At 32.3% G+C, this 14,567-nt stretch carries 16 protein-coding genes, 2 tRNA genes and 1 pseudogene; 16 read left to right on the top strand and 3 right to left on the bottom strand.

Annotation, left to right across the window (positions count from 1 at the left end):
* The first annotated feature begins 51 nt into the window (after positions 1-51).
* The gene (locus THYS13_RS14345) at positions 52-231 is read left to right on the top strand and encodes a hypothetical protein (RefSeq protein ID WP_042832784.1); all 180 of its coding nucleotides are present in this window, start codon (positions 52-54) and stop codon (positions 229-231) included.
* A gap of 59 nt (positions 232-290) precedes the next feature.
* On the opposite strand, the gene THYS13_RS01170 is transcribed toward THYS13_RS14345, so the two are convergent.
* Together THYS13_RS01170 and THYS13_RS01175 are read right to left on the bottom strand one after the other, a co-directional pair.
* A tRNA-Glu gene (locus tag THYS13_RS01170) sits at positions 291-366 on the bottom strand.
* 4 nt (positions 367-370) lie between these two features.
* Positions 371-444, bottom strand: a tRNA-Gln gene (locus THYS13_RS01175).
* Positions 445-612: 168 nt separating this feature from the next.
* Between THYS13_RS01175 and THYS13_RS01180 the strand changes: the two genes are divergently transcribed.
* The 10 genes from THYS13_RS01180 (at position 613) to holA (ending at position 8,169) form a co-directional block, all read left to right on the top strand.
* The gene (locus THYS13_RS01180; RefSeq protein ID WP_003869538.1) at positions 613-783 is read left to right on the top strand and encodes a DUF362 domain-containing protein; all 171 of its coding nucleotides are present in this window, start codon (positions 613-615) and stop codon (positions 781-783) included.
* Positions 784-898: 115 nt separating this feature from the next.
* The gene (ilvE, locus tag THYS13_RS01185) at positions 899-1,774 is read left to right on the top strand and encodes a branched-chain-amino-acid transaminase (RefSeq protein ID WP_042832785.1); all 876 of its coding nucleotides are present in this window, start codon (positions 899-901) and stop codon (positions 1,772-1,774) included.
* 59 nt (positions 1,775-1,833) lie between these two features.
* Positions 1,834-2,127 (top strand): DHHA1 domain-containing protein, encoded by a 294-nt coding sequence (locus THYS13_RS01190; protein WP_042832786.1) that lies wholly within the window; start codon positions 1,834-1,836, stop codon positions 2,125-2,127.
* 114 nt (positions 2,128-2,241) lie between these two features.
* Positions 2,242-2,460 (top strand): hypothetical protein, encoded by a 219-nt coding sequence (locus tag THYS13_RS01195; RefSeq protein ID WP_042832787.1) that lies wholly within the window; start codon positions 2,242-2,244, stop codon positions 2,458-2,460.
* 72 nt (positions 2,461-2,532) lie between these two features.
* Positions 2,533-2,718, top strand: a complete 186-nt coding sequence (locus THYS13_RS01200; RefSeq protein ID WP_042832788.1) for an aspartyl-phosphate phosphatase Spo0E family protein — start codon at positions 2,533-2,535, stop codon at positions 2,716-2,718.
* A 123-nt stretch (positions 2,719-2,841) separates the two neighbouring features.
* Positions 2,842-3,342: an ECF transporter S component gene (locus tag THYS13_RS01205; RefSeq protein WP_042832789.1), complete on the top strand. Its 501-nt coding sequence runs from the start codon at positions 2,842-2,844 to the stop codon at positions 3,340-3,342.
* 77 nt (positions 3,343-3,419) lie between these two features.
* Positions 3,420-4,124 (top strand): HAD family hydrolase, encoded by a 705-nt coding sequence (locus THYS13_RS01210; protein WP_042832790.1) that lies wholly within the window; start codon positions 3,420-3,422, stop codon positions 4,122-4,124.
* 23 nt (positions 4,125-4,147) lie between these two features.
* A complete protein-coding gene (locus tag THYS13_RS01215; protein WP_042833907.1) occupies positions 4,148-4,870 on the top strand; it encodes an MBL fold metallo-hydrolase in 723 nt (240 codons plus the stop codon).
* A 1-nt stretch (position 4,871) separates the two neighbouring features.
* The gene (locus THYS13_RS01220; protein WP_042832791.1) at positions 4,872-7,145 is read left to right on the top strand and encodes a DNA internalization-related competence protein ComEC/Rec2; all 2,274 of its coding nucleotides are present in this window, start codon (positions 4,872-4,874) and stop codon (positions 7,143-7,145) included.
* Positions 7,146-7,149: 4 nt separating this feature from the next.
* A complete protein-coding gene (gene holA, locus THYS13_RS01225; RefSeq protein WP_042832792.1) occupies positions 7,150-8,169 on the top strand; it encodes a DNA polymerase III subunit delta in 1,020 nt (339 codons plus the stop codon).
* A gap of 23 nt (positions 8,170-8,192) precedes the next feature.
* On the opposite strand, the gene rpsT is transcribed toward holA, so the two are convergent.
* On the bottom strand, positions 8,193-8,477 hold the full coding sequence (gene rpsT / locus THYS13_RS01230; RefSeq protein WP_042832793.1) for a 30S ribosomal protein S20: 285 nt from the start codon (positions 8,475-8,477) through the stop codon (positions 8,193-8,195).
* A gap of 132 nt (positions 8,478-8,609) precedes the next feature.
* On the opposite strand from rpsT, the gene THYS13_RS01235 reads away from it, so the two are divergent.
* From THYS13_RS01235 to THYS13_RS01255, 5 genes and pseudogenes are all read left to right on the top strand, one after another.
* Positions 8,610-8,936, top strand: coding sequence for a phage holin family protein (locus THYS13_RS01235; RefSeq protein ID WP_042832794.1), 327 nt, complete (start codon positions 8,610-8,612; stop codon positions 8,934-8,936).
* Positions 8,937-8,941: 5 nt separating this feature from the next.
* Entirely contained in the window at positions 8,942-9,907 is a 966-nt protein-coding gene (gene gpr, locus THYS13_RS01240; RefSeq protein WP_042832795.1) for a GPR endopeptidase, read from the top strand.
* Positions 9,908-9,976: 69 nt separating this feature from the next.
* Positions 9,977-11,164 carry a stage II sporulation protein P gene (gene spoIIP, locus THYS13_RS01245; protein WP_042832796.1) on the top strand — a complete coding sequence of 396 codons (1,188 nt, stop codon included), beginning with the start codon at positions 9,977-9,979 and terminating at the stop codon, positions 11,162-11,164.
* Between the two features lie 96 nt (positions 11,165-11,260).
* Positions 11,261-13,435 (top strand): annotated as a pseudogene (locus THYS13_RS01250) (hypothetical protein).
* Between the two features lie 12 nt (positions 13,436-13,447).
* Positions 13,448-14,566, top strand: a complete 1,119-nt coding sequence (locus tag THYS13_RS01255) for a glycosyltransferase family 4 protein (RefSeq protein WP_042832797.1) — start codon at positions 13,448-13,450, stop codon at positions 14,564-14,566.
* Position 14,567: the final 1 nt, after the last annotated feature.

Below are 14,567 nucleotides of genomic sequence, written 5' to 3' on the forward strand. Positions count from 1 at the left end.
GTAGAAATAACTTCTTCAGGGAAAATAATTGGTATGCTAGAGCGGACTTTGATGGTTACGTTAATTGCTGTCAATCAAATGGCAGCAGCCAGTTTTGTGATTGCAGCTAAATCTATCGCTAGGTATAAAGAGTTAGATAATAAAGATTTTGCAGAATACTATTTAATAGGGACAATGTTAAGTATGCTCATAGCTCTTTTTGGAGGTTTACTGATAAAAGCTATATTATAAAAGCTATATTAAAAATATAAAAGGCATCCACCGAATGCCTTTTTCTTCATTTTTTATATTGGTAGCCCCAAGGGGACTCGAACCCCTGTCTTCGCCGTGAGAGGGCGATGTCCTAGGCCGCTAGACGATGGGGCCAGAATGGCTGCCGAACTAGGACTCGAACCTAGACTAGATGATCCAGAGTCACCTGTGCTACCATTACACCATTCGGCAGCGCCTTGACGAAAGTAATTATAACATAGGTTTTATAATTTGACAATACCCCTCATATTTTTTAAAATTTTATTTAATTCTTAAAGTTTAATTTGATTATTTACAATTCTGTATAAATAATTTATAATTTTTCTGGAGCTACATACTGTATACAGGGAGGGGAAAATAATGGCACATTATATTACTGATGAATGTATAAGCTGCGGAGCTTGTGCGGCAGAATGCCCGGTAGATGCTATCCATGAAGGGGATGGAAAATACGAGATTGACCCTGATACTTGTATTGACTGTGGTGCTTGTGAAGCTGTGTGCCCAACAGGTGCTATAAAAGCTGAATAACTAAAAAAACAAAAAGCCCCCAAATAGGGCTTTTTGTTTTTTATATTACATTGACTAAACTCTTTTTAAGTGATAAAATTTTGCTAAATTAATTTGAAGTAAAGGAGGAGTCATAATGGGGTTAGTATATGTAAATGGAGAATTTGTAGACAGTGAAAAAGCTTCAGTCTCGGTTTTTGACCATGGCTATCTTTATGGGGATGGCATTTTTGAGGGCATAAGGGCTTATGATGGAGTTATATTCAAACTTGATGAGCACTTAAAAAGGCTTTATAGTATGGCAAAAGCACTTCTTCTCGACATTCCTATGACGATAGAGGAGATGAAAGAAAAAGTTGTTGAAACGGTAAGAGTTAATAATCTAAGGGATGCTTATATAAGGCTTGTAGTATCGAGAGGAAAAGGTGATTTAGGCCTTGACCCATATAAATGTCCCAAACCTACAGTCGTAATAATAGCTGATAAGATTACTTTATATCCTGAATCTATGTATCAAAACGGCTTAAAAATTATTACCTCTACTTATAGGAGAAATTCTATTCAGGCTTTAGATCCCCAGATAAAGTCATTAAATTATTTAAACAACATACTTGCAAAAATTGAAGCAGTAAAAGCAGGATATCCTGAAGCTCTTATATTAAACCAAGAAGGATATGTGGCTGAATGTACCGGTGACAATATTTTTATAGTTTCAAATGGTACTTTATATGCTCCTCCTTCTGCAGTAGGAGCATTAGGAGGAATTACAAGAGCTACGGTTATTGATATAGCAAAGCAATTAAGGATCCCTTTTGAAGAAAAGTATTTTTCATTGTTTAATGTCTACACTGCAGATGAATGTTTCTTGACAGGTACAGCTGCTGAAGCAATACCAGTAGTAGAGGTAGATCATAGGTCAATAGGAGATGGGGAACCTGGTCCCATAACGAAAAAGATAATAGAAGAGTTTAGAAAACTCACTACTGTTTTAGGGACAAAAGTTTATGAATAAGAATTGCATGGATGACTTCCATGCAATTCTTATAAAGAAGGGATATAACAAGTTCAGAGTTGTATGGTGGTATACGCATAGTATACAAGCTTTATGAAAATAGAAGGGCAGAAGAGCTAAAAATGTTAGCTAAATACATAGCTTCTAATGACAAATGTATAGCTATACTTGGGAATAAAAGAGGAGAAACAGGAGATTTAGTGGTTTCAAGATCTTGCGATGTGGACATTGTGGTGAATGGATTTTTTAAAGAGGTATTAAGAGTTTTTGACGGAAAAGGTGGAGGAAACGCTTATATTTGTCAAGGTGGAGGCTCTTCAGACAGATTAGAATTAGCAATGACAAGGCGTTAAGTATTGTTATAGACGAAATAGATAAAATGTAAAAAATTTTAAAATTTTAGCAGGAAATTTATAACATATATAGAATATATTATAATAAATATTTAAAATGGGGAGAGTAGGGAAATGGGTATAGCAAAAAAAGTAGACGAAGAATTAAAACGAAACATGGAGAGAATTAAGGAAAAAATAAAAAGTGATGATATCTTAAATAGGATGCTAGCCAATGAAGCAGGGCAGATAAATGAGGGAGAAAATGATTGGAAAGTAGAGTGTGGACGAGAAATTGTAGAAATTTATAAGAAATTGGCTAATATAGTAGATAAATTAAGGGTTGTTTCTTAATAAAACCTATTGTAATTTTTGTATTATGATGGTAAAATTGTATATACGAACTTTTAAAAAGGGGTAAACAAAATGAAAAGTAATGAAGCGTTAGAAATACAGATAAGTGTTTTGCGGAAAGAACTGGATAACCTTGTTACTAAAGAAGAGATTGACTATGAAAAAGTGCTTGATATAAGTCGTAAACTAGATGATTTGATTGTTTCATATATAATTACCAAAAAAGATAGGTATTCCGCCGTGGGAAACTATATCTAAAGCCTTTTAAGACTTTTAATAAAAGAAGGCTTTTCTTTTTTGTTATTATATTGTTATAATTGCACCATTACAATTGTATGTTATAATATAACTATCATACATACATTTATTGGAGGTGAAAATATGGAACAAAACAACGTTAAAAAAATAGTATATGGAGCTTTTATGATGGCATTGGTTACTATTGGTACTATGGTGATTCAGATACCAACTCCGGCTACAAAAGGCTATATAAACGTAGGTGATTCTTTTATATTCTTGACTTCTGCTTTATTTGGTCCTACAATGGGATTTGTAACTGGAGGAACTGGTTCAGCTTTAGCGGACTTGTTGTCAGGCTATGCATATTGGGCACCGTGGACTTTTATAATTAAAGGGATAGAAGGGTTGATTGTTGGACTTATGTATAAAAAATATATTAATGAATATTTAAGGGTTGTTTCTCTTGTCATAGGAGCCTTATGGATGGTGTTAGGATACTATATCGCAGGAGGAATTATGTACGGTTTTAAAACTTCATTAGTTGATGTACCAAGTAATTTAGTGCAGGGTTTTGCAAGTATAATAATAGGGTATATTTTGATACGCTTGATATCTCGATTGGAACTATTTAACAAAGTGTAGCAGGGATTTTTAAACCTTGCTTTTTTTTATGTAAAAATATATCATTATATAGGGAAAGGAAAATTGGGGTGAGAAAAATGATAAATACATTTTTATTTGACTTGGACGGGACATTGCTTCCTGTCGATACGGAGAAGATGTTAGAGGAATACTTTTTAAGTCTTACAAAAAAGCTTTCCAATCTATTTGATCCTCATTTTCTGTTTAAAAGCCTTTATAGTGCTAGTATGGACATGATAAACAATTTGGACCCCAACAAAACCAATGAAGAGGTGTTTTTTGAGTCTTTTTTAAAAAAAGTTAATTATCCAAAAGAAGAATTATATGTACTTTTTGAAGACTTTTATTTAAATGATTACAAAGAATTGGGGAAAAATATTAAAGCTAATGAATACGTCAAGAAGGCTTTAGAGATTTTGAAAGAAAAAGGCTATACACTTGTTTTAGCAACCAATCCTGTATTTCCAAGAATTGCAATTTTAGAGAGGCTTAGATGGGCAGGCCTTAATGAAAGTTATTTTGACTTTATAACTACTTATGAAAATATGCATTTTTGTAAACCACATATACAATACTATGAAGAGATATTAAAAATTATAGATAAAAAGCCGGAAAATTGTTATATGGTGGGAAATGATGTGGAAGAGGACTTGATAGCTTTTAAGTTGGGGATGAAGACTTTTTTAATTGAGGACTATATGATAAATAGAAATTTAAAAAATATAGTAGCGACACAAAGGGGTAGTTACAAAGATTTTTGTGAGTTTGTCTTTAAACTTTAATAAAAAGGAGGCGAAAATTTATGATGAAAGTCACAGTTTTAGGATATCATGGACCTTTTCCTGGACCTTATGGGGCTACTTCCGGATATTTAGTAGAAGAGGAAAATACTCATATTTTACTTGATTGTGGCAGTGGAGTAATAAGCAGATACCAAAGGTATTACGACTTGAATAAATTAAAATACATAGTTTTGTCTCATTTGCACTCTGACCATGTGGCAGATATGATGGTTTTAAGATATGCTCTTGATATTATGAAGTCAAGAGGCATGATAACTGAACCTGTAAAGGTATATTGTCCACAAACACCAGAAAATGTTTTTGAAGATTTTAAGTTTAAAGATGTTTTTGATTTATACATTGTAAATGAAGAAACTATATTAAATTTAGGAGGTATAGATATTTCTTTTAAAAAGATGACGCATCCTGTAGAGACTTATGCTGTGAAGATGAAAAAGGGTGAGAAAATCTTTGTATATAGTGGTGATACCACTTATAATGAGGATTTAATATCTTTTGCAAATAAAGCTGATCTATTCCTATGTGATGGAAATTTCTTGACAGGGATGCAAGGACCTCATTTGACTGCTGCACAAGCTGCTGAAATTGCTAAGAAAGCTGAGTGCCAAAGATTAGTTTTAACCCATTTATCACCGCTTATTTCTATCAAGGATTATTACGATGAAGCAATTAAGGTCTTTGAGAATACAGAAATTGCAAAAGATTTTGAAGTTTATGTGATATAAAATGGAATTTCCATTTTTATATCTTACTGTAGCTCTTTCGTTAGGAATAATAATTGGAAGATATGTTTTTCATCCTTTTGCTTTTTTGATTTTATTAGCAATTTCAGCAGCTATTTCTTTGTGGTGGTATTTGAAAACTAAAAATGTCAGTTTACTTCTCTTAATTTTTTTTATTTTTGTAGGTGCAATTTCAAGTGGTAATGCTCTTAATTCTCCCAATCCTTATCTAAGGTTTGAAGATAAATTTATAACTATAAATGGCAAGGCGTACGAGATAAAAGAATATGAGGGATATGCTAAATACATAGTTAAACCGACTAATTTGCCTAAAGTATTGGTTACTCAATATGGTGGCAAATATCCTTCTAAAGGAGATATTGTAAGTATAAGAGGGATAATTTCAATTCCCCAAAAAGCTACAAATCCAGGAGGTTTTGACTACAAGCTCTTTTTAAAGAAAAAAGGAATTTATGCAGTCATAAGAGTAGAGGGGTATGCCGTTGATATTATAGGCAAAGATAATTTAAATTTTATTGAAAGGGTTGTATATGCTGCAAAGCAAAAAATAAAAATTAATTATATAAATTCAATGCCAGAAAAAGATGCTAAGTTTGTTATATCGATTTTTTTAGGAGATAATTTTCTTGACGATGAGACTTTGAGACAATTTAGGTCAACCGGGATTTCACATATTATTTCCGTATCAGGATTACATGTGGCAATTATTACGGGTTTTATACTTTATTTGTTAAGTATCCTTAACATTAGAAGATACAAAATCCCTATTCTTCTAACTGCATTGACTTTTTACGCAATTTTAACAGGAGCAAATCCTCCAGTTATAAGGGCAGCTCTTATGGCTTCTATCACTGTAATTGGGACTACTTATGGCAAAAAACATAATTCTATAAATTCTCTGTCTTTTGCTGCTTTTATGATATTAATATTTAATCCTTTAATGTTGTGGGATGTAGGTTTTCAACTTTCATTTGTTGCTACTTTAGCCATTTTGTATTTTTATAGGCCGATACGAGAAAAATTATCAACTCTAACCCCCAAAATACGAGATTTGGTCGCATTAACTCTTTCTGCTCAAATTGGAACAATACCCCTTACTATGTATTATTTTCATTATATATCCATAATTTCGCTTTTGTCCAATATTGTAATAGTGCCATTAGCAGATGTAGCAGTTGTGTTGGGATTTTTATCGGCGATGATAGGACTGATTTTACCTCCATTGTCCTATTTTATAAATTATATAAACATACCTGTTGTAGAAACTATTTTGTACGTAACGAAATTATTTGACAGTTTGCCTTATGCCAGTATAAATACTATTGTTCCGTCTTTGTATGTGATTGTTTTGTATTATGGAATTTTAACAGTCCTACTTAGCAGTTTTGATAAAAAAATTAAAAAGGTTTCTATTGCGATTGCCTTGACTTTTATTATAGCTCTCTTCTCTTATAATTATTTATTGCCTAGAGATTTAGAAGTGACTTTCCTGGATGTAGGACAAGGGGATGGTACTTTTGTGAAAACACCCCACGGCAAAACTTTTTTAATAGATGGGGGAGGCAGACCCTTATTTGCGACTTCTTCTTTTGATGTTGGAGAAGATCTAGTACTTCCATTTTTGTATTACAAAGGGGTTATGAAGCTTGATGGAGTATTTATATCTCATACTGACATCGACCATGTGGGCGGGATACTTAGTATTTTGCAGCAAATGAAAGTTGACAAAATCTTTATAGGGATGCAAAAAGTTACTGATGGTAATTTCAAAGAATTGATGGAAATTGCAAAATCAAAAAACATTCCTATTGTGTTTTTAAAAAAGGGTGATAAAGTCAAAGTAGATGGTGTTGAAATGTATGTTTTGCACCCTGACCCTCAAAATTTAATAGAAGAAAATCCCATAAATAACAATGGTCTTGTTTTTAAAATGAAGTATAAAGATATGGAATTTTTATTTACAGGTGATATAGAAAAGCCGGCGGAAGAGATTTTAAAAAATTTAGACATAAAGACTGATATTTTAAAGGTGGCTCACCACGGGTCAAATACTTCTTCTACACAAGAATTCATTGAGAAAGCCAATCCGAAAGTATGTATTGTCCAAGTAGGTAAAAACAGTTATGGACTACCTGATGAGAGAGTGCTAAAATATCTTCATGAAAGGTCTAAAGTGTATAGAACAGACAAAAATGGTGCCATTATTGTAAAAACAGATGGGAAAAAAGCTTATATAAAGACTGTCCTTAAGGAGTGAAATGATGACTTACAAAGAACTTATAGATAGCTTAAAAAAAGGAGAAATACATAATATATATCTTTTTTACGGTGAAGAGAGATTTTTGTTGTCAGACGCTATCAAAAGGTTTAAATCAAAGCTCTTAAAAGAAGAAACCTATGAGATGAACTATATAGTTATCGAAAAGAATGATCCAGAAGAGTATGTAGATGCTATCATTGAAAGCTGTGAGACTTTGCCTTTTTTTTCTGAGTACAAGTTAGTTTTAGTAAAAAACGAGGAGGACCAACTTTCTAGATTGACTGATAAGGGTTTAAAAAAGCTTATGAATTACATGGAAGAAAGAACTAACATGCCGGAGAACAAAACAGTTTTAATTATTGTAGATGGTGAAAGGATAGATTTGAGAAAGAAATTTAACAAATTTATAGAAAAAACAGGCAAAACAGTATATTTTCAAAGACTTTCATTTGAAGAAGCTGTAAATTATGCAGGTTATTTTTTTAAAAAAAGTGGGAAAAAGATAAGCAAAGCTAACGTAGAATACCTTGTAAAAAACGTAGGAACTGATTTGTATGCTATTGTAAATGAAATACATAAAGTGGTTTGTTATTCTGACAGTGAAGAAATAGAAATGGAAAAAATAAGAGAAGTCCTTACTATAAACCTGCAACAAAACATTTTTAATCTTGTCAGTGCTATAGGAAGAAAAAAAGAAAAAGAGGCTTATAAAGTTTTATACACACTTTTAGAAAAAGGAGAAGTACCTCTTATTATATTGTCAATGATTATAAGACAAATGAGGTTAATTGCTAAGATAAAAAGCTTTGAAGGTAAATTTGTTGATAAAAAGACTATTGCATCTTCTTTAGGAGTACCATATTTTGTAGTAGAAGAACTAACAAGACAGAGTAAACTTTTTAAAAAAGAGAATTTAAAAAAGGCATATAAAGAGTGTTTAAAATGTGATATTGCCTTGAAATCAGGGGCGGATAGCAGTTTGGCATTGGAGGACCTTGTAAAAAAATTGTGCAAACGATAAAAAGCGTACTTTTAAGGTACGCTTTATTCATTACTCGCTGCTGATTTTAAAAGCGCGTTAAATTTTGCGTAAAGTCTGGATTTTTTTCTTGCCACTGTGTTTTTGTGAAGAACTCCTTTTGTAGCAGCTTTGTCCAATTCTTTGACAGCAAGTCTTAATTTTTCTTTTATTGCTTCTATATCTCCTGTTGCTAAACTTTTATTAAAGTTAGAAATAAATGTTTTGACTCTTGATTTTATCATTTTATTACGCAAAGTTCTTTTTGCGATAACAGATATTCTCTTTTTTGCAGATTTTGTGTTTGCCAAAAGCTTCACCTCCTCAATCGAATTTAATTTTACCACGAAAGAAATAGTTTTTCAAGGATTAATACATTTCTACTTTATCACAGAGGTATAAAATTTGTCAATTTGTTTATCATAATTAGAGGAGGTGATTTGATGTTACAAACCATTATACGTTTTATTGTATCAGCTATTGTGCTATTGGTGGTGGGATATCTTGTACCTGGCTTTAGCGTTGCAGGTTTTTGGGGAGCTCTTATTTCAGCGGTGGTAATAGCTTTGTTAGGTTATATTGTAGAATTAATATTAGGAAAAGATATTTCACCAAGAAGCCGTGGTTTTGTAGGATTTATTGTTGCGGCGATAGTGATATACGTTTCTCAGTTTATTGTTCCTACCATTCATGCAACAATAGTTGGTTCATTGATTGCAGCTTTTGTGATAGGACTGGTTGATGCTTTTGTACCGACAGAGTTGAGGTGATGTAAATGTACAGTATAAGGACAGACCTGGCAGTAGAAGCGAGAGAATTATACAAAGGGAGAGAGATTCCAGGAGTAAGGGTGGATGAGAAACACTTAGAGGGTATAAAGGTGACAAAGGTCAAAATTTTAAATGAAGAAGGAGAAAAAGCAATGGGGAAGCCAGTGGGGGACTATATAACTATTGAAGCCCCCGGCCTCATTGAAAGGGATTTAGATTTAGAAGAAGAAGTTGCGAAAGTTTTAGCAGATATAATTAAAGAAATAGCTAATTTGACGGAAAATACACAAGTTTTAGTAGTAGGGTTGGGCAATTGGAATGTAACTCCTGATGCGCTGGGACCTCGCGTAGTTTCAAATATTGTAGTGACAAGGCATTTAAAGGAATACGCACCTCAACAGTTTGGTGATGAAATTCGGTCTGTCAGCGCAATTTCTCCCGGAGTTTTAGGGATTACCGGAATAGAAACGGCTGAAATTTTAAAAGGTGTAGTTGACAGAATAAAACCTGACTTAATAATTACAATTGACGCTTTGGCTTCGAGAAGATTAGAGAGATTATCTACTACTATTCAAATTTCAAATACAGGTATAAGCCCAGGGTCTGGAATAGGTAATAGAAGGCTTTCCATTACTGAGCAAAGCCTAGGAATACCTGTAATAGCCATAGGAGTTCCTACAGTAGTAGATGCGGTCACAATTGCTAACGACACCATCGAATATTTAACAGAAGAGTTACTAAAACAGACCAAAGAAGAAAGCCCTTTTTATGAAGTACTTAAGAATATGAGTCAACAAGAGAAATACAGACTCATTCAAGAAGTTTTAACACCTTATGTACATAATCTTGTAGTCACTCCTAAAGAAATAGATTTATTGGTAAAAAATATAGCTTCAATTATTTCCAGAGGGATAAATCTTGCACTGCAACCTGGGCTTACAGAAAGGGAAATGAATCAATTGCTTCATTAAACATAAAGTAATAAAGCACCTCTTGATGGAATATTTATAAAATATAAAAACTAAAGAGAGGTGCTTCTTTTGTATAGATATTATAGCTTTTCAAAGATACGAAGAATAATGTTTCTGATTTTGTTATTGATAAACGTTTTTCTTTATAATTGGATGACCCAACCTTATAAGGGTGAATATAAACAGGTGATTGGTGATTCTTTTTCAGAGGAGTATGATAAATTAGAAAGTTTATTTGTAACTTCAATAAATTATAGCCTGCCGATAATAGAAGTAGCTTTTTCTTCTCAAGGGTATATAGGAAAAGATTTAACCTTTTCTTCTTTGCTAAATGCTAAAATTAAGGACCCCATTAATATATTGAAATTTCAGCTTCCAATTTTAGCACAGGTAGATTTAAAAAAAGTAAGTGCCAGTGATATACACAATGTCCAAACAAATCCCTCTTCTAATGACAATGGGAATTTACTTGATACTAATGCACGAAGTGACAAAAACACGTCTCAGACACAAGGAGAAGAAGAAAAACCAGCTTTAAAAAATATAGATAATAATAAACCCTATCTTTTGATATATCATACTCATACTATGGAAGCTTATGCTGCTACAGAGAAAAACAAATACATAGCAACGTATGGCTATGATCGGACAGATGATTTAAATTATACTGTCGCAAAAGTAGGGGATTATCTTGCAGAATATTTTAAAAAAGAAGGAATTTCTGTATTGCACGATAAAACTATCCATGATTACAACTATGACAAATCCTATGTAAACTCTTTTGCAACGGTCAGTAAAATTTTAAAAGAGTATCCTTCTATTAAAGCAGCGATTGACTTGCATAGAGATGGCTATGGTGCTGTTATGAAACCAGGGGTAGAAACTATTCCTGTTTTGAGCAATTTGCCAAACCAAGATTTTAGAAAAAGATATGTGATGGATATAAATGGAGAAAAAGTAGCAAAAGTTTCTTTCATAATAGGCTCAAGAAGGACACCAGAAATGAAAGAAGATTGGAGAAAAAATTACGAATTTGCCAAGAAAATAAGTGATAAATTAAATGAGCTATATCCTGGCTTATCTTTAGGAGTACAGGTAAAGCCCTACAGTGAATATAATCAACATCTTCTTGAAAAATCGATACTGATAGAATTAGGAAGTAACTATAATACTTTAGAGGAGGCGATTGCAACTACAAAATATCTAGCTAAAGCCATTAGTGAAGTAATAAAGCAATATCAAGATTTTGAGCAGTGAAAACTGCTTTTTATTTTATAGCGATAGATGTTGATATTAATTTAAAAAAGGGTTAAAATAAATTACTGTAATTATCAAAGATGTAGGAGGCTTTTTATGAAGTTTACAGCAAGAATAATGGGATTGGTTTTAGCTTTTTTAATCCTCTTTAGCACTGTTTCTTACGGACAAGTAAATAGTATAAAAGATAGAAAAATAGTTATATTTATTGTAGATAGAGTTAATTTAAATGACTATATTGCAAATGACCTTCCTAATATAAAGTATCTTATGGAAAATGGTACATATGGACTTATGACGGTAAATTCTGATGGAGGCAGGACCCCTGAAAATGTGTATATGACAATTGGTTGTGGAACAAGAGCTGTAGGTTCTGAAAAAGCTTCCCTTAATTTTAACGCTTCTGAAATAGTAAATGGAGAACAAGCTTCTATAATTTTCAAAAGAAATACAGGTATTAAGCCACAAGTATTTAATATAGTAAATTTAGATTTTGCGCAAATAGAGAGAAATAACCTGACTCGAAATCACATCGTAGTACCTGGCTTATTAGGTACTCTTTTAAAACAAAATGGAAAAACTGTTGCTGTGTTTGGCAATGAAGATACTGATGTAGAAAAAAGAAGATATGCGCCTCTTATAGTAATGGATGAAAAAGGAATTGTAGATTTTGGTGATGTGAGTGATAATATTTTAAAAAGAGACCCTTTAAGCCCTTTTGGCATTATGACAGATTATGATTTGCTTTATCAAAAGTATACAGAGATGAAAGAAAAACCTGACTTAACGATTTTTCAGTTAGGGGATACGATAAGAACGAATGATTACCATAATTATGCGATGGATAAAATTAATGAGAGAAACAAAAAAAGGGCTTTATACGAAGCAGATGAATTTATTGGTAAAATCATAAAAGAAGGTGGTACAAACACCTTATATATTGTCTTAACTCCACTTCCTCCATCTAAAGATATGGGGGAAAAAAGTTACTTAACTCCCATAATACTTTTTGGCCCAGGTTTTACTAAAGGCTATGTTACTTCAGAGACAACAAAAAGAGAGGGGATTGTCACAAATACAGATTTAATGCCAACAATTTTACAGTATTTTAACATTCCTACACCAACTTTTTTGACGGGACATCCTCTTTATAATTCTGGTTATAAAGGAAGTGTAGACAAATTATTAGCCGAAAGTCATAAATTAGTTTTTAATTACACTTATAGGCCTATTTTTTTAAAGACTTATGTGGTTTTAGAGATAATAATTTTAATTTTTACCCTATTAATTTTGTTGGTTTTGAAAAAATATGCGGTCTATTTAAAACCATTATTGTTTTTTGTTTCTACTATTCCTTTGACTTTTTTGCTATTGCCTTTGTTTAATTATACCAGTCTATCAAATAGCATCGTGGGGATATTATTTTTGACGGCAGTGGCGATTATAGCGATTCATGAAATTAACCCTTATGGTTATTATTTCTATGCTATAATAGGTTTAATTACTTCCATTGTTTTGCTAATTGACCTTGTGACAGGACAGTATTTGCTAAAAAATTCTTTTTTAAGCTATGACGTCGTCGGAGGAGCTCGTTTTTATGGCATAGGAAACGAGTATATGGGAGTATTGATTGGAGCCGTCTTATGTTTTACTACATTGGCTTTTGAGTTTTTTTCAAATAAAAAGCTGCTTTTAACTTTAACTACAATAGTATACGCACTGATATTCTACTTTATTGCAGCTCCAGGTATAGGCACAAATGTTGGAGGGTAGATAACAGCCTTTGGAGCTTTTGCTGTGGCATTGTTACTTTTATCTGATAAAAAAATTAGCATAAGAAATCTATTGTATATTGGGATAGGGATAGTTTTAATGCTTGTTGGGTTGTTTTACTTGGATTCTTTAAGGCCACTTTCCCAACAAACTCACATAGGACAAACTTTTGCTTTAGTAAAAAGTCACGGCATAAAATCTTTATTACAAATTTTTGAAAGAAAGCTTTTAATGAATTATAAGCTCATAAAATATTCTATATGGTCGAGAGTATTATTGACACTTATAGGTGTTTTGTTAATTCTTTTCTTCAAACCTGTTGGAGTGTTGAGGGAAATTTTCAAAAAACATACCTACATTCGAATATGTTTTGTTGCGACAATTATAGGAAGTGTTCTTGCTCTAATTTTTAATGATTCAGGAATTGTATCGGCAGCAACAATGATGGTGTTTGTAGGACCTATGTTAATACATTTTGTTATTGATGAAATGTCTTAAAAAGGTGGTTTTATGGGGAAAATGAAAGTATTGCAAATTGTGAGGAAATCAGAAGGAGGAATGAAAAGACATTTATTGTCTCTGGCTAGATTGTTAGACAAAGACAAATATGAAATTGCTATTTTATGCTCTTTTGACGAAAAAACTCAAGAATATCTTGAAAAATTAGGGATTAAAGTATATAACATTGACATTGGGGACGGAATTAGTTTAAAAAAAGATTACAGGGCAATTAGGTATATACGAAAGTTAGTAAATGAGTTTAAGCCAGATATTGTTCACATGCATGGGGCAAAAGCTTCATTGGTAGGAAGAATCGCATGTTTTGCTAAGCCTGTAAAAACAGTAGTGACAGTCCACAACTTTGCAAATTACAATAATATGAGTTTTTACAAAAAGAAACTTCTGTTAAGTTTTACAAAAGTTTTGGATGAAAAAACTCATCAGTTTATTGCCGTCTCACAAGCGTTAAAAGATGATTTGGTTTTAAATCAAAAAGTAAAAGAGAATAAAATAAAAGTGGTGTACAATTGTATTGATACCTCTTTCTACGAGGAAACAACTCTTAATTTAAAAGAAGAATTCAATTTGTCAGAAGATTCCTTTATTGTAGGAAGTGTAGCAAGGCTTATACCTGCTAAAGGTGTCCAAGATTTAATAAAAGCAGCTTCAATTTTAAAAAATGTAAATGCCTACTTTTTTGTAGCAGGAGATGGTCCTTTTAGAGAAGAATTACAAAAAATGATTGATAGTTTAAATTTAAAGGGCAGATTCTTTTTACTGGGGTATAGAAATGACATTCCTTCTTTCTTGAGAAATCTTGATGTATTTGTGCTTCCCTCACATGAGGAAGGATTTGGAATTTCTGTAATTGAAGCTTTAAGTGAAGGAGTTCCTATCATAGCTACCAAGGTGGGGGGTATTCCAGAAATTATACGAAATGGCGTTGAAGGAATTTTGGTGGAAAAGGGAAATCCCGAAGAGTTAGCAAAAGCTATAGAGAAATTTTTGAAAGATGAGGAATTGAGAAAAAGTATAAGCTTAAAAGGAAAAGAAAGTGCAAAAAGATATAGCTGCAATAAAATGATTGAAGAAATACAACAGATTTACGATACCTTGAAAGGAAGATAAA

Origin of the sequence: Thermoanaerobacter sp. YS13 (assembly GCF_000806225.2) — a bacterium.
Taxonomy (GTDB): Bacteria; Bacillota; Thermoanaerobacteria; order Thermoanaerobacterales; family Thermoanaerobacteraceae; genus Thermoanaerobacter; species Thermoanaerobacter uzonensis.